Source organism: Chromatocurvus halotolerans, from assembly GCF_004340525.1.
Classification (GTDB): Bacteria; Pseudomonadota; Gammaproteobacteria; order Pseudomonadales; family Halieaceae; genus Chromatocurvus; species Chromatocurvus halotolerans.
On record NZ_SLWX01000007.1, the window covers coordinates 150,597 to 166,337 of the forward strand.

14 protein-coding genes and 1 pseudogene are annotated in these 15,741 nt (G+C 61.3%); 14 read left to right on the top strand and 1 reads right to left on the bottom strand.

Annotated elements, in window-relative coordinates:
- Positions 1 to 6: 6 nt before the first annotated feature.
- The 12 genes from EV688_RS10045 (at position 7) to EV688_RS10100 (ending at position 12,072) form a co-directional block, all read left to right on the top strand.
- The gene (locus tag EV688_RS10045) at positions 7 to 1,500 is read left to right on the top strand and encodes a glyceraldehyde-3-phosphate dehydrogenase (protein ID WP_117317795.1); all 1,494 of its coding nucleotides are present in this window, start codon (positions 7 to 9) and stop codon (positions 1,498 to 1,500) included.
- Between the two features lie 270 nt (positions 1,501 to 1,770).
- Positions 1,771 to 3,117 (top strand): Na(+)-translocating NADH-quinone reductase subunit A, encoded by a 1,347-nt coding sequence (locus EV688_RS10050; RefSeq protein ID WP_117317797.1) that lies wholly within the window; start codon positions 1,771 to 1,773, stop codon positions 3,115 to 3,117.
- Position 3,118: 1 nt separating this feature from the next.
- A complete protein-coding gene (locus EV688_RS10055; protein WP_117317799.1) occupies positions 3,119 to 4,318 on the top strand; it encodes an NADH:ubiquinone reductase (Na(+)-transporting) subunit B in 1,200 nt (399 codons plus the stop codon).
- Entirely contained in the window at positions 4,308 to 5,081 is a 774-nt protein-coding gene (locus EV688_RS10060) for a Na(+)-translocating NADH-quinone reductase subunit C (RefSeq protein WP_117317801.1), read from the top strand. Before EV688_RS10055 ends, EV688_RS10060 begins: the two co-directional genes overlap by 11 nt.
- 1 nt (position 5,082) lies before the next feature.
- Positions 5,083 to 5,745 (top strand): NADH:ubiquinone reductase (Na(+)-transporting) subunit D, encoded by a 663-nt coding sequence (locus tag EV688_RS10065; RefSeq protein WP_117317803.1) that lies wholly within the window; start codon positions 5,083 to 5,085, stop codon positions 5,743 to 5,745.
- Positions 5,745 to 6,353: an NADH:ubiquinone reductase (Na(+)-transporting) subunit E gene (nqrE, locus tag EV688_RS10070; protein ID WP_117317805.1), complete on the top strand. Its 609-nt coding sequence runs from the start codon at positions 5,745 to 5,747 to the stop codon at positions 6,351 to 6,353. Before EV688_RS10065 ends, nqrE begins: the two co-directional genes overlap by 1 nt.
- A 24-nt stretch (positions 6,354 to 6,377) precedes the next feature.
- Positions 6,378 to 7,601, top strand: coding sequence for an NADH:ubiquinone reductase (Na(+)-transporting) subunit F (gene nqrF, locus EV688_RS10075; protein ID WP_117317807.1), 1,224 nt, complete (start codon positions 6,378 to 6,380; stop codon positions 7,599 to 7,601).
- A 115-nt stretch (positions 7,602 to 7,716) separates the two neighbouring features.
- Positions 7,717 to 8,640 carry an FAD:protein FMN transferase gene (locus EV688_RS10080; protein WP_205686628.1) on the top strand — a complete coding sequence of 308 codons (924 nt, stop codon included), beginning with the start codon at positions 7,717 to 7,719 and terminating at the stop codon, positions 8,638 to 8,640.
- Between the two features lie 16 nt (positions 8,641 to 8,656).
- The gene (nqrM, locus tag EV688_RS10085) at positions 8,657 to 8,905 is read left to right on the top strand and encodes a (Na+)-NQR maturation NqrM (protein ID WP_117317811.1); all 249 of its coding nucleotides are present in this window, start codon (positions 8,657 to 8,659) and stop codon (positions 8,903 to 8,905) included.
- A gap of 6 nt (positions 8,906 to 8,911) precedes the next feature.
- On the top strand, positions 8,912 to 10,162 hold the full coding sequence (locus tag EV688_RS10090) for a lipoprotein-releasing ABC transporter permease subunit (protein ID WP_240624355.1): 1,251 nt from the start codon (positions 8,912 to 8,914) through the stop codon (positions 10,160 to 10,162).
- On the top strand, positions 10,155 to 10,847 hold the full coding sequence (locus EV688_RS10095) for an ABC transporter ATP-binding protein (protein ID WP_117317813.1): 693 nt from the start codon (positions 10,155 to 10,157) through the stop codon (positions 10,845 to 10,847). Before EV688_RS10090 ends, EV688_RS10095 begins: the two co-directional genes overlap by 8 nt.
- A complete protein-coding gene (locus EV688_RS10100; RefSeq protein ID WP_117317814.1) occupies positions 10,834 to 12,072 on the top strand; it encodes an FtsX-like permease family protein in 1,239 nt (412 codons plus the stop codon). The genes EV688_RS10095 and EV688_RS10100 overlap by 14 nt, the downstream gene beginning before the upstream one ends.
- 82 nt (positions 12,073 to 12,154) lie before the next feature.
- Here EV688_RS10100 and EV688_RS10105 read toward each other — a convergent pair.
- Positions 12,155 to 12,598: pseudogene (locus tag EV688_RS10105) on the bottom strand (DUF2062 domain-containing protein); the annotation flags it as partial.
- Between the two features lie 88 nt (positions 12,599 to 12,686).
- Here EV688_RS10105 and EV688_RS10110 point away from each other — a divergent pair.
- On the top strand, positions 12,687 to 15,038 hold the full coding sequence (locus tag EV688_RS10110) for a DNA internalization-related competence protein ComEC/Rec2 (protein WP_162883904.1): 2,352 nt from the start codon (positions 12,687 to 12,689) through the stop codon (positions 15,036 to 15,038).
- Between the two features lie 82 nt (positions 15,039 to 15,120).
- Positions 15,121 to 15,735 (top strand): MotA/TolQ/ExbB proton channel family protein, encoded by a 615-nt coding sequence (locus EV688_RS10115; protein ID WP_117317818.1) that lies wholly within the window; start codon positions 15,121 to 15,123, stop codon positions 15,733 to 15,735.
- Positions 15,736 to 15,741 lie beyond the last annotated feature (6 nt).

A 15,741-nucleotide genomic window follows, 5' to 3' on the forward strand; every position in this document is an offset into this window, starting at 1 on the left:
GATTTTATGCTGCCAAGCGAGGGTACTGCCGTGAACGATCGCAAGAGACCACGTCCAGACGACTATTTCCGCGACTGGAAAGAGCGTGAGGCCCTCGCCGAGAGCATGATCCCCATGGTGGGCTCACTGGCACGGGAAAAGAACGTGAAGTGCTATGTCTACGGTCGGGCACTGGTCAACCGCTCCGTGCTGGAAATCATGAAGGCACACCGCTACGTGCGCCAGGTAGAGGGCAACGAGCTCTCGGAGTTTGAAACCCACCGCGTGCTCAGTATTCTCGCCAGCCTCGATCTTGGCCCGGCGCATATCGATATAGGCCGTCTCACCGTCGATTACTTCGACAAACGCCAGGGAGACGGCCAGAGTCTGGAAACCTACGTGCGCAGCGAAGTGGCGGATCTCATTGGCAGCACCGCCAAGCCGGTGGAAAAGCCGGTTGACGTGGTTCTTTACGGGTTTGGTCGCATTGGCCGTCTCATGGCGCGCATTCTTATCGACAAGACCGACGGTGGTGACGGGCTGCGACTGCGGGCCGTTGTGGTGCGCAAGGGCAAGGCGGAGAACGATCTGGTCAAGCGCGCCAGTCTGCTGCGCCGGGATTCCGTGCATGGCGCTTTCGACGGCACGATTCGCGTCGACGAGGAGCGGCAGTCCTTCGTGGCCAACGGCAACGAGGTCAAGGTGATCTATGCGGATGCCCCCGAAACCATCGATTACACCGAATACGGTATTGAAGATGCCATCATCGTGGACAATACGGGGGTATGGCGGGACGAGGAGGGCCTGTCCCGACACCTGAAGGCCAAAGGCGTGTCGAAAGTGATTCTCACCGCGCCGGGCAAAGGCAACATCAAGAATGTTGTGGCCGGCATCAACGACGAGGTCCTGACGCCCGAAGACCGTATCGTTTCCGCGGCCTCATGCACCACTAATGCGATCGTGCCGCCTCTCAAGGCACTCGATGATCTGTTCGGTATCGTCAACGGGCACGTGGAAACCGTGCATGCCTACACCAACGATCAGAACCTGATCGACAACTACCACAGTGCCAACCGGCGCGGTCGAAGCGCAGCGCTGAATATGGTGCTGACAGAAACCGGCGCAGCAAAGGCGGTGGTCAAGGCGCTGCCGCAGCTGGAAGGCAAGCTGACGGGTAACGCCATTCGCGTCCCCATACCGAACGTTTCCATGGCGATTCTCAACCTCACACTGGGGCGTGAAACCACGGTCGATGAACTCAACGAGCACATGCGCCATGTCGCACTGCATTCCTCCATGCGCAAGCAGATCGAGTATTCCAATTCGCCGGAGGTGGTCTCGTCAGACTTTGTCGGCTCCAGAAGTGCCTGTGTCTTCGATGCCCAGGCGACAATCGTCAATGGCACGCAGGCTGTGGTCTACCTGTGGTACGACAACGAGTTCGGCTACAGCTGTCAGGTGCACCGCATTCTCGAGCATATGGCCGGGATCGACTATCTGGTGTTTCCGAAAGAATCCTGAGCGCCGCGTCGGGTCGCCTCGTTGCCGTGTAAGCCTCGAAAAACACAGCGCCGGGCAAGCCCGCGGAGTGGCGCACGCGGGTGCGTTTGTCTATAATACGCCCGACTCGCGGCAGACGCCTTTTCGTCCGCCCGCTACCGTTGCGGATGAACAGCCAGACGCAGCCCAGGCCCGCTCTCGCCGCCATGTCATCGATTGCCCGGCGCAGCACTACCGGGCACCACATTACCCGGTAAGCCCTTACACTAGACGCTTTTGCAGGCAGGTCGCATGATCAAGATCAAACGGGGGCTGGACATTCCCATCGCGGGCAGTCCAGAACAAGCCATTCATGATGCGCCGGCCGCCCGGGCCGTCGCCATCGTCGGGTTTGATTACCCCGGCATGAAACCGACGATGGAGGTCGCCGAAGGGGACCGCGTCGTCACGGGGCAGCTGCTGTTCAGCGACAAGAAAACGGAGGGCGTTATCTACACCGCACCCGGATGCGGTCGGGTGGCGGCGATCAATCGTGGCGCAAGGCGGGTTCTGCAGTCAGTCGTTATTGATCTTGACGGGGATGACAGCGTCAGTGTTGACCCAATGACCGCCGACACCGCTCGTGGCCTCGACGCTGCCGCGGTACGTGAGCGACTGGTCAGCTCCGGACAGTGGACGGCGCTGCGCACGCGTCCGTTCAGCAAGGTACCCGCCACGAACGCGGAAGCGGCGGCAATTTTTGTGACAGCCATCGATACCCATCCGCTGGCGCCAGATCCCGCCGTTATCATCGCCGAACAGGCCGACGCCTTTGCACTGGGCCTCGACCTGCTTGCAGGGCAGACGCAGGGCGCCACCTATGTCTGCACCGCACCGGGTGCCCAGATGCCCTCGGGCAGTGCGCAGACGATTCAACGCGCCGAGTTCGCCGGACCGCACCCCGCAGGCCTTGCCGGCACCCATATACACATGCTGCTCGGCGTGACGATGGAAAAGCCAGTGTGGACAATCGGGTATCAGGACGTCATTGCGATAGGGCGCCTGTTCCTGGATGGCAGACTCTACACGGATCGGGTAGTAGCGCTGTCCGGTCCCCAGGTCGAGAACCCGCGGCTGCTTCGCACCCGAGTGGGAGCCGATCTCGAGGCGCTGGTCGCCGGCGAGATGCAGGGTGATGACAACCGGGTTATTTCCGGGTCCGTCCTGGGCGGCCGTGGTGTCAATGGTGCGACAGCCTACCTCGGGCGCTACCACAATCAGGTCACCGTGATTGGCGAGGGCCGACAGCGCGAGCTCTTTGGCTGGCTGTCACCGGGCCGCAGAAGACACTCCAACCTGAGTATTTACCTGAGCAGCTTTCTCGGCACAGGCGGAGCGCTGCCCATGACTACCACCACGAATGGCAGTCCACGCGCCATGGTGCCGGTTGGCAGCTACGAGAAAGTGATGCCGATGGACATTCTCCCCACGCAGCTCCTGCGTGCGCTTATCGTCGGCGACACCGAAACAGCGCAATCCCTGGGTGCACTGGAACTGGATGAGGAAGATCTCGCACTCTGCACCTACGTCTGTCCCGGCAAGTATGAGTATGGACCGATTCTTCGGGACAATCTGACACGCATAGAGAAGGAGGGCTGACGTGGGCCTGCGCAACATGCTTGACAATGTGGAACCCCAGTTTCAGGACGGGGGACGATTCAGCCGTTTCTACCCGCTCTACGAAGCGGTGGATACCTTTCTTTTCTCACCGGGTAGCGTGACACGCAGCACCGCACACGTCCGCGATGGCATTGATCTGAAGCGCATCATGATCACGGTCTGGATGTCGGTGTTTCCGGCCATGCTGTATGGCATGTACAACCTTGGTTTTCAGGCCAACGACGTGCTTGCCGCTACCGGTGGCAGCATCGATGGCTGGCGTGGCACCCTGATCGAGACGTTTGGTGGTTATGATGCCAGCAGTATCTGGCACTGCCTCTGGTTCGGTATGCTTTTCTTCCTGCCCATTTACGCCGTGACGTTTATCGTTGGCGGGTTCTGGGAGGTGCTGTTTGCCATCAAGCGCGGGCACGAAGTCAACGAGGGTTTCTTCGTCACGTCCATTCTGTTTGCGCTGATCTGCCCGCCTGATCTGCCTCTGTGGCAGGCGGCACTCGGCATCAGCTTCGGCATTGTTATCGGCAAGGAAGTGTTTGGTGGCACCGGGAAGAATTTCCTCAACCCGGCGCTGACAGGCCGCGCGTTTCTGTACTTTGCCTACCCGGCGCAGCTCTCCGGCGACGCTGTGTGGACAGCGGTCGACGGTTACTCCGGGGCCACGCCGCTCAGCGTTGTTGCCTCTGAAGGTATGGCGGGGCTGCAGGCGCAGTATTCCTGGATGGATGCCTTCATCGGCGCGATTCCCGGATCCATCGGGGAAACCTCGACTCTCGCCATCCTGATCGGCGGCGCCGCCCTGCTGCTAACGCGCATCGCGTCCTGGCGGATTGTCGCCGGGGTGTTCCTCGGGATGTTCATTTTCTCGACCTTCCTCAACTTCGTGGGTTCGGACACCAATCCCGCATTTTCCATGCCCTGGTATTGGCATTTCGTGGTGGGCGGCTTTGCGTTCGGCATGTTTTTCATGGCCACAGACCCCGTGTCTTCAGCCATGACCAACGGTGGGCGCTGGGCTTTCGGGATACTGATCGGGGTGATGGCGGTCATTATCCGGGTTGTCAACCCGGCTTTTCCGGAAGGCATGATGCTAGCTATTCTATTCGCGAATCTGTTTGCACCACTCATGGATCATTTTGTTGTGCAGAGCAACATCAAGCGGAGGATTGCCCGTGTCCAGTAACGACAGCATCAAGAAAATCATCACGGTGGCGTTTTCCCTGTGTATTGTCTGCTCGGTGGTGGTATCCACCGCCGCAGTACTGCTGAAGCCTGCCCAGCAGGCCAATCGCGACCTCGACCGCAAGCGCAACATTCTGCAGGCAGCGGGTCTGCTGGAAGAGGGCAAGACGGTTGAGGAACTGTTCCAGCGTATTCAGCCGCGCTATGTCGACCTGCGGACGGGCGGGTTTGCCGAAGACGTGCCGGCGGGCTACAACCAGCAGAAAGCGTCGAAGAACCCGCAACTGTCCACCGACCTTAGCGACAAAGAGGATCGGGCAGGCATCGGTCGCCAGGCCCACTTTGTCGAAGTCTACCTCGTGGAGGCGCCGGACGGTGACGGTCTCGACAAGATTATTCTGCCGGTACATGGGTATGGGCTCTGGTCAACGCTGTATGGCTTTGTCGCACTGGAGTCCGACATCAATACCATAGCGGGGCTGGGCTTCTACGAGCACGGAGAAACGCCGGGGCTCGGTGGCGAAGTCGACAATCCGCGCTGGAAAGCCCAATGGCCCGGCAAGAAAGTCTACCGCGACGGCGAGCCGGCCATCGCCCTGGCCAAGGGCAGCGTCGACTCGTCCAGCCCCGACGCACAGTGGCGGGTCGACGGGTTGTCCGGTGCCACGCTCACCAGTCGCGGCGTCACCGATCTGGTGCAGTTCTGGCTGGGAGAAAAAGGCTTCAAACCTTTCCTCAATAACCTGAAAACGGGGGACGCCTGACATGCAGGGCATCAAGGAAACACTGACGACACCCATACTCCGCAACAACCCGATTGCACTGCAGATTCTCGGTATCTGCAGTGCGCTGGCGGTGACCTCGTCGCTCAAGGTGACACTGGTCATGTGCGTTGCGCTGGTCTTCGTCACCGCGTTCTCGAATTTCTTCATCTCGCTGATTCGCCACCAGATTCCCAGCAGTATCCGCATCATCGTCCAGATGACCATCATCGCCTCGCTGGTGATTCTGGTGGACGAGGTTATCAAGGCCGTTGCCTACGACATCAGCAAGCAGCTGTCGGTTTTCGTTGGGCTGATCATTACCAACTGCATCGTGATGGGGCGTGCCGAAGCCTACGCCATGAAGAATCCGCCACTCCCGAGTTTCGTCGATGGGGTTGGCAACGGGCTGGGCTACTCTGTCGTGCTGATTGCAGTTGCCATTGTGCGCGAGCTGTTCGGTGCCGGGAAACTCATGGGCATCGAAATACTGCCCCTGGTCACCGAAGGCGGCTGGTACAACCCCAATGGGCTGCTGCTGCTCCCGCCGAGTGCGTTCTTCCTGATCGGTTTCTTTATCTGGGCGCTGCGAAGCTGGGACAAGAAGCAGGTTGAGGAGCCGGACTTCCAGATCTCCGCCCACACCACGGCGAAGGAGGGCGTGTAATGGAGTACTATCTGAGCCTGTTTATCCGTGCCGTGTTTATCGAGAACATGGCGCTGGCGTTCTTTCTCGGCATGTGCACCTTCCTGGCCGTGTCCAAGAAGATCTCCGCCGCGCTGGGACTCGGCATTGCCGTGATTGTCGTTCTGACCATTACGGTCCCGGTGAACAACCTGATATTCAATTATCTTCTGGCCGATGGCGCGTTGGCCTGGGCCGGACTGCCGGATGTCGATCTCAGCTTTCTGGGATTGCTCTCGTACATTGGCGTCATCGCGGCGCTGGTCCAGATTCTCGAGATGTTTCTCGACAAGTACGTGCCGGTACTTTACAACGCACTCGGTGTGTTCCTGCCGCTGATCACGGTGAACTGCGCCATTCTCGGCGCCTCTCTGTTCATGGTGGAGCGCGACTACAATTTCGGCGAGAGCGTGGTCTTCGGCGCAGGCGCCGGTGTGGGCTGGGCCCTCGCTATCGTGGCGCTGGCCGGCATTCGCGAGAAGCTCAAGTACAGTGATGTGCCGGATGGGTTGCAGGGTCTCGGCATAACGTTTATCACTGTGGGGCTGATGTCACTCGGCTTCATGTCGTTTGGCGGTATTGATCTGTAGCTGCGGTATAGCGAGGAAATCTGAATGGATATGACAATTGTGTTTGGCGTCGCCATGTTCACGGCGATCGTCCTCGCACTGGTGCTGGTGATTCTTTTCGCGCGCACACGACTGGTCAGCAGTGGCGACGTGACGATCGAAATCAACGGCGAGAAGACCATTACCGTGCCCGCGGGTGGCAAGCTGCTGCAGACACTGTCGGATGCGGAGCTGTTCCTGGCGTCAGCCTGCGGTGGTGGCGGCACCTGTGCCCAGTGCAAATGCATCGTCAAGGAGGGCGGCGGCGCCATGCTGCCCACCGAGGAGTCTCACTTTTCCCGTCGCGATGCCGCAGAGGGCTGGCGACTGAGCTGCCAGACTGCGGTCAAGCAGGACATGAAAATCGAGGTCCCGGAAGAGGTCTTCGGTGTGCGTCAGTGGGAGTGCGAGGTAATAAGCAATCCCAACGTGGCGACCTTCATCAAGGAACTGACGCTGAAGCTGCCGGAAGGGGAGAATGTCGAGTTCCGCGCCGGTGGCTACGTTCAGCTGGAGTGCCCACCTCACGAGGTGCGTTACGAGGACTTCGACATCGACGAGGAGTATCGCGGCGACTGGGAGCGCTTCGGCTTTTTCAAGGTGGTGTCGAAGGTTGAAGAGCCCGTGATTCGTGCCTATTCCATGGCGAACTACCCGGAAGAGGAGGGCATCGTCAAGTTCAATATCCGCATTGCGACGCCGCCCCCCGGCAGTGAAGGCATCCCGGCGGGCAAGATGTCATCCTGGGTGTTCAATCTCAAGCCGGGTGACAAGGTCACGGTGTACGGACCCTTTGGCGAGTTTTTTGCCAAGGAAACCGATAATGAGATGGTGTTCATCGGCGGTGGCGCGGGTATGGCGCCGATGCGCTCACATATCTTCGACCAGTTACTGCGCCTCAACAGCAAGCGCAAGATCACGTTCTGGTATGGCGCCCGATCCCTCAAGGAAATGTTCTATGTCGAGGAGTACGACAAGCTGGCAGAGGAACATGAGAACTTCACCTGGCACGTAGCGCTGTCGGATCCGCAGCCCGAGGACAACTGGACGGGCGACACCGGGTTTATTCACAACGTGCTTTATGATCGGTACCTGAAGGATCACCCGGCCCCGGAGGATTGTGAGTTCTACATGTGTGGTCCGCCAATGATGAATGCGGCCTGTGTCAAGCTTCTCACCGATCTCGGCGTGGAGCCGGAGAACATCATGCTGGACGACTTCGGTGGCTGATCGCCCTGTCAGGGTCGGGAAAAGCCACCGTTGCCGGTGGCTTTTTTTTGCGGTTCTGGTTTTTGTGGCGGGCTGCCAGGAGTCGGTCCGGACGCATAAACTGCAGGGTGCCACAATGGGCACCACCTGGAACGTTACCTACACGGGGAGCGTCAGTCCCTCTCGTGTAAAGGTCGACATCGAGTCGGTTCTCGAGGCCGTTAATGGCAGCATGTCGACCTATATGGCGGACTCGGAAATCAGCCGCTTCAACGCCAGTAACATTGGTGAGACGAGCGGGGTCTCATCGTCTTTCGGCGACGTGTTGACTGCCGCGCTGGCTATCGGTGAGCGTTCGGACGGTGCGTATGATGTCACGGTAGGTCCGCTGGTAGACCTCTGGGGCTTTGGGGCGGGCAGTGAGGCCGATTGGAGAATGCCCACTGCAGATCAGGTGGCAGAGGCAATGGCGCGTGTGGGGCAGGACGCGTTGGTGTGGGATGGCGACAGCAGCACGCTGGCCCGACGCAAACCCGTGCAGCTGGATTTTTCGTCCATTGCAAAGGGCTACGGGGTGGACCGCATAGCGGAAATCCTGGAGAAAAAGGGGCTGTCCGACTTTCTGGTGGAAGTGGGCGGTGAGATGCGTGTGTCCGGTGTCAGCCCACGGGGCGACGCCTGGCGAATCGCTATCGAAGAGCCTGTACCCGGACAGCGCGGTGTGGCGGAGGCACTGGAACTCGAGGACGTCGCCGTTGCCACATCGGGTGACTACCGGAATTTCTTCGAATACGAAGGGGTGCGCTATTCACACACCCTTGACCCGCGAACGGGATATCCGGTAACCCACAATCTGGTCTCTGTGACGGTGCTGCATGAACACTGTATGATGGCAGATGGCTGGGCGACGGCGCTCAGCGTGGCCGGGCCGGAAGAGGCCATGCGTCTCGCCGAGGCCAACGACCTTGCAGTCTATCTCATGGTGCGTAATGGCGATGGCGTGAAGAGTGTGGTGTCACCGGCATTCAGCGCGCGATTCGGCACGATGACAAGTGAGTAACACGACGGAGTTAGCTATGCTTTTGGCGTTTTTGGCAACATTTCTGATGATGGCGACGGTCATGGCAATCATGGCTGTCGGCGTCATGGCCGGCAGGGCCCCGATCAAGGGCTCCTGTGGTGGTATTGGCGCCATCGGCATCGACCAGTCCTGCGAAATCTGCGGTGGCAATCCACAGCGCTGTGAAGACGAGACGCGGGATGCCGACAACGGCAGACGCAGTGACGTCACGCGGACCTCGTTCTATGACGCCGACAAGACATAAGCGCGTGTGAACGGGTCGATTTACCCGCTTTTCATTGGTTATCGCTACAGCTTCAGTCGCAAACGCAACCGTTTCACGGCGCTTGTTTCCGTTATCTCCATGTTCGGCATGGCACTGGGTGTCGCCAGTCTCATTGTTGTTCTCTCGGTCATGAACGGCTTTGCCGCGGAGTTGCGTGATCGCATTCTCTCGCTGGTTCCACACGGTTATGTGAATTTTCTGGACGATGACGCGGCAAGGCACTGGGCGGAACCGATGCAGCGGGTGGGTGGGATGCCTGGGGTGGTGGCGGTGGCGCCTTTCCTGCGTGAGCAGGTACTGCTCGGCGCCGGGAGTTCCCTGCAGGGTGCGCGGCTGTTCGGCATTTCTCCTGCGGATGAGGCGCGCGTGTCGCAGGTGGCGAACACCCTGGTTGCGGGGCGCCTCGCGGCCATTGAGACGGAGCCCTTTGGCGTTGTCCTGGGTACATCACTCGCCCGCATGGTGGGTGTGGGCGTTGGCGACACGGTCGTCGTGACCCTGCCTCACCTCACGGTCACCCCACTCGGCGCGTTTCCCCGCAGTAAACGGCTGATTGTCGTTGGTCTTTTTCAGGTGGGCGCGCAGCAGGATGCGGAGCAGGCCTACGTATCGCTCGACACCGCACAGCGCCTCCTGAGCCGCGACGGCGCCGTGTCCGGACTGCAGGTCCGCACTGACGACCTGTTTGCTGCGCCGGGCATCATGCGCGAGGTGGGAGAGCGCCTCGGCCCAGGGGTAAATGCCATTGACTGGAGCCAGACGCAGGGCTCGCTGTTCCGTGCCGTGCGTATGGAAAAAATCACTGTCGCGCTGCTGTTGTTGAGCGTTGTGGCGGTGGCGGCGTTCAACATTGTCTCCACACTGGTCATGTCGGTGGCGGAAAAGCGGGGGGATATTGCCGTTCTCCGCACGCTGGGGGCCGATGCCCGCGGTATCATGACCATCTTCATTATCCACGGGCTGTCATTGGCGCTGCTGGGAGTCGCCACCGGCGGTGTCATTGGCGTAGTGCTGTCCCTGAATATTGCCGAGCTGACGCGCTGGGTGGAAGCACTGACCGGTGCCGTGCTGTTTGATCCCGACGTGTACTTCATCAGTGCACTGCCGGCCGTTCTGGAATGGAGCGACGTCCTGACCGTGGTGCTGGCCTCTCTGGCGCTTGGAACAATTGCCACGCTGTATCCTGCCTGGCGCGCGTCAAGGATTGCGCCGGCGGAGGTGCTTCGCTATGCCTGAACCCGTTCTTCAGTGTCTCGGCCTCGGCAAGGAGTTCAATGATGGAAACCGTATCATCCGGGTTCTTCAGGGTGTCGAGCTGACCCTCAATCCGGGAGAGACGCTGGCTATCATCGGTGCCTCGGGCAGCGGGAAATCCACGCTGCTCAACCTGCTCGGGGGGCTCGATGCACCCAGTGAGGGGCAGGTTCTGGTATCAGGCAGGAATGTGGCGGCGATGCGCGAGCGCGAGCGCTGCCTGTGGCGCAACCGGCGCCTGGGCTTTGTCTATCAGTTTCACCATCTGCTGCCGGAGTTCACGGCTGCGGAGAATGTGGCAATGCCTCTCATCATCGGTGGCGCGAGGCGCAAGAATGCCATGCGAATGGCTGCGGATATGCTCAAACGTGTGGGTCTGGACCATCGACTCACCCATCGGCCGGGAGCATTGTCGGGTGGCGAGCGACAGCGGGTGGCAATAGCGCGAGCCCTGGTCACCACGCCCGACTGCGTGTTGATGGACGAGCCCACCGGTAATCTCGATCCCGCCGCCAGTCAGCAGATTCTGTCGCTGATTGACGCGCTGGGCCAGGACAGTGCCGCCTTTATTGTTGTCACTCATGATCCGGAAATCGCTGCACGCATGCATCGGACGCTCGAGTTGCGCGACTCGGGGCTTTACCCGCCGCTACATGCGCGGAGCTGATCGCATCGCGCTGGCCCTGCGCTACACCTTCAGCAGTGGCGGCGGCCAACTGTCGTCATTCATGTCGAGGCTGGCGATGCTGGGTCTGGTGCTGGCGGTGGCTGTCCTGCTGGCCGTGTTGTCCATCATGAACGGCTTCGACCGTGAAATGCGCGAGCGAATCCTCTCCCTCGTGCCACACATCACGGTCCACGCGGTAAACGGCGTGGCCCCGGCGGATCCGATCGCGGAACGGCTTCTGGCAAATCCCGACGTGCTCGCGGCAAGTCCGTTCGTGCAGTTTCAGGGGCTTCTCATGCGGGAACGGCGCGTCGAGGCAGTTGTCGGGCTTGGGCTTGCGACCGCCGAAGGGCTGGAACTGCAGGCGATGGCGGGGGGCACAGCGGGAACTGACTTTCTCGGTGGCGATGAGGATGGAATGCTGCTCGGTGCACCACTCGCAGAGCGTCTCGGCATCGATACCGGCCAGCGCCTGACGCTGCTTGTGCCCGTGGCAGCCGGCGCGCGGGGCGTCACGTCCACCCGGACGCGGGTCTTTACCGTCAAAGGGCTCTTGCGCACCGGAACCGAGCTCGATGAGAGCCTGGCCGTCGTATCACTGGCGGCAGGCTCCTCGCTGGCAGGTCTGGAAGGGGCGCCCAGCGGGTATCGGTTGCACACCAGGGACATTTTCGGGGTCTCAGGACTTGGGCGTGAGCTCGCGGCAAGCCTGCCCCCTGGTTACTACCTTACCAACTGGACCATGACACATGGCAATCTGTACGCGGCCATCCAGCTTTCCCGGCAACTGATTACATTGCTGCTGTTGTCGATTATCGGTGTCGCTGCCTTCAATGTGGTGTCGTCGCTTGTTCTTGTTGTCATCGACAAGCAGGGAGATATCGCAATTCTGCGCACGCTGGGCGCGACGCCGGGAGACATCGCGACAATTTTTCTCTGTCAGGGCGGGCTGATAGGCCTGGCGGGTGGAATACTGGGTGGATGTCTGGGGGGCGCACTCAGCCTCGCGGTTCCGGCGGCCGTTGGGGGTGCCGAGCGTCTTATGGGTGCGCGGCTGCTGGCCACCGATGTCTACCCTGTGTCCTTCATTCCGGTGGATCTGCGCGTTCAGGATGTTGCGCTGGTATCCGCTGCGGCGCTGGTTCTGTGCCTGATGGCGGCACTGTACCCGGCGCTGCGCGCGGCCCGCCTTGCACCCGCCGAGGTCCTGCAGCAGGAGTCGTAGCCGTGCGACTGTGCTGTCGTCGGCGCCAGTCACGCCCGACGCGCCAGCGCCAGATGTTGCTGATCACGAAATAGCCGACACTCCCTGCGAACAGCCCCAGTAGAAGGCAGCCCAGAAGCAGGGGAGGCCACACCGTTCCTATCTTTGCGAAAAGCCAGTACAGGTCAAAGGCCGTCTCTTCGGTGCCGGGAGGTATTGTCAGTGGGCGGTCAATGAGCAGTCCGCCAAGGCGGTACGCGAGGTAGAACAGCGGCGGCGCCGTTAGCGGATTGCTGACCCACACCAGCGCCACGGACAGGGGCAGATTGCAGCGCAGCCTGATAGCGAGAAGCGCGGCGACAAGCATCTGTCCGGGAATTGGCAGGAAGGCGACGAAAAGTCCGACGAAGAACGCCATGGATGCGGAATAGCGATTCAGGTGCCAGTAGTTGCTGGCATAAATCCACTCGCCAAACGGCTTCAGCGCACCGCTCCTGCGCAGGTCTGAGGCGTTCGGAATGACTTTTCGCAGTCTCTTCTTGACCATATCCAACCAGACTGAAAAGGGTGTGTTATCGACCCGCCGAGCATGCTTCAGTGCAGAGTCTATCGTTATTGGACACTGCAGTGATGTAATGTTTTACCATCGACGCCGGCGGCGACTCTACGCCATTCCGACTGCATTCCGGCTGCTGCCTCCGATGTCCGGCGTCTGCGTGGGCGTCGCGCTGGTAGCCGCATCGCCGTCGCTGTTGCCGACCGCCGGATTGCCACTTCTTTTGCTGCCGGCCTGCCTTTTTCTGCAGGGGACGATGCGCGCCTTCTTCGCTGGGCTGCTGCTCGGGGTGTCCTGGGCGACGGCGGGTGGCTCGCATGTGCAGGAAAGGTGGTTGCCGTCCGAATGCGAGCGACAACCGGTCGTCCTGCGGGGCTACGTCGCTTCCGTTCCTGAGACGGCCACGGCCTTCGGCGAGCAGCCGGTTCAACGCTTTCTGCTGGACGTGTCTGCGCTGGAGCCCGCCCGCTGTGCCGGGCCCGCCCGGGTGCGGCTGAGCTACTACGGGAATACCGATATTGCGCCGGGACAGTACGGGGAGTTTGCTGGCCGACTTCGCGTGCCCTGGGGTCTCGCCAATCCGGGTGGCGCAGACCGGGAATCCTGGTACGCCGTCAACGGTATTCAGGCAACAGGCAGCGTCAGGCGCATCGCACTGGAAGACAGGGGGCTGCCCTGGCGCTATCGCCATCACGTTGTCCGGGCGGGGCTGCAGCGCTCCATGGAATCCCTGCCAGGCAGTGCACGCGGCAAAGGCGTACTCGTCGCATTGACTGTCGGTGTCCGCCACGGCATCACTCACCACGACTGGTCGCTGTTCAGGGAACTCGGCGTTGTCCATCTGGCCGTTATTTCAGGGCTGCACGTTTCTCTGGCGGCCGGGGCAGGTGCGGTCGTGGGTAGAGTACTGGCGCGCGGCGTGTCTCTCGCCCGCGCGGGTGCGCAGTGGCGTCAGCTGCCGGGGATTCTGGCACTGGCGTCAGCGTTGATGTACGCCGCGCTTGCCGGGTTCAGCCTGCCGACGGTGCGTGCTCTGGCTATGCTGGCTGGAGTGATTGTGGCCTTCGCCCTCGGACGCGACGCGCTGAAGGTACACACCTTGCTATTTGCCGCCCTGGTGCTGGTGCTCATGCAGCCGCTGGCGCTGGTCAGCAGCAGTTTCTGGCTCAGTCTCGGTGCGGTATGTGCGTTGCTCTGGTTCCTTGCCTGGCAGCCGCGGCGCCAGCCGTTAACGGCCGGCCTCCGCGTGCATGGGTACCTCTGCCTGGCCATGTTGCCACTCACCGCCTGGTGGTTTGGCGGTGGCAGTGTGATTGCCCCGGCAGCGAACGCCGTTGCCGTGCCCGTTGTTGGTTTGCTGGTTGTGCCCCTGACGCTGCTGGCCAGTCTTGCGGACCCGCTGTCGTCGGCAACAGCCGAGTACCTGTGGAGCGCAGCGTTGGCGTTGATAGAGTTACTGCTTTCGCTGGCGGATACCCTCCTCGCCGAGCAGGAGTCCATCATGCGGTACCGCGCGTTGCGCGGCGGCACTTACGCCGCCCTGAACGCCCTGGTGGCAGCGGCCTTGCTGGGTATGCCCCTGCCGTTTTCCCTGAAAGCCGCCGTGGCATGCCTGCTCCTGCCTCTGCTTCTGCGGGAGGCAGCTCCGCTCCCCGAACCGCGCCCGGAGCTTGTGGTGCTGGATGTCGGGCAGGGGACCTCTGTCGTTGTCAGCGACGGGCGTCGCGCCCTGGTCTATGACACGGGGGGCGGTGAGCCAGGTGGCTACACCACGGCCGCTGTCGCGCTGCTGCCTTTTCTTCGCCACCGAGGCATTGATGCGGTCGATACGCTGGTCGTTAGCCACGCTGATCGCGATCACAGCGCGGGTACACAGGCACTCATTGACGCCATGCCGGTTGGCGAACTGCTCTATGGCCAGACAATTCCGGGGACAGCGGGCGGTGTCCCATGCCGCACCGGAACGGCATGGGCATGGCCCAGCGGCATCCGCTTTCGCATTCTGGCAGGCGCTGATGGTGTCGGTCGCAGCGCCAACGACGCCTCCTGCGTCCTGCAGGTGGACCTGGCTGGATTCGGGTTTCTCCTCCCCGGCGACATCAGTGCTGCGAGAGAGCGTGAGCTGGTGCTTTACTGGCGCGAGGCCCTGCGCGCCGACTGGCTGCTGGCAGCCCATCACGGGAGCGGGAGCTCCACAACGGCTGCCTGGCTACGAGCGGTGAATCCCGGCGGCGTTGTTCTCAACTTCGGCCGGGCAAACCCCTTCGGCCATCCACACCCGGAGGTGATCGCGAGGCTGATGGCGCGTGGCATCGATATCCGCACCACGGCGCGCGAGGGTGCACTGGTATTTCGCGTGAGCAACGAGGGCGAGCTGGAAGTGATCCCCACCCGCGGCGGCTACGCGCCATTCTGGAAGCCTCCTGCCTGAATCCCGCTATCGACTGACTCTCTGTCGCAGCAGCGTGCAGACTGCGTATAATGCGCGGCAAACGCGGTCAGGGAGCAACAGAGTGCTGGAACTCGTCACAGCCGGTGGATGGCTGATGATCATCATCATTGCCAGTTCAGTGATTGCAATCGCGATCTGCCTGGAGCGCTTTTACACGCTCAACCCGAGGCGGATATCCCCACCCCACCTGCTGGCCTCGGTGTGGAAGCGACTGAACGCGGGTGACATGGACGCCAGCGCACTCACAGAGTTGCGCAAGGCATCGCCATTGGGCCGCATCCTCGCTGCGGGTCTGCTCAATTCGCATCACGGGCGGGACGTGATGAAAGAGAGTATCGAAGAAGCGGCGGCACACGTGATTCATGACCTCGAGCGCTACCTCAACACTCTCGGTACCATTGCCGCCATTGCACCGCTACTTGGCCTGCTGGGCACCGTGGTAGGCATGATTCGTGTCTTCGCCGAGATCATGGTACGCGGCACCGGCAATGCCAGCGCGCTCGCGGGCGGTATTTCAGAAGCGCTCATCACCACCGCTGCCGGTCTCACCGTCGCCATACCGGCCCTGGTCATGCACCGGTACTTCACCGGGCGTATCGACGAAATCGTTATTGGACTCGAGCAGGAAGCCATCAAACTGGTGGATGCCCTGCATGCCGGCGACAGGTCGGACTAGTGGGCC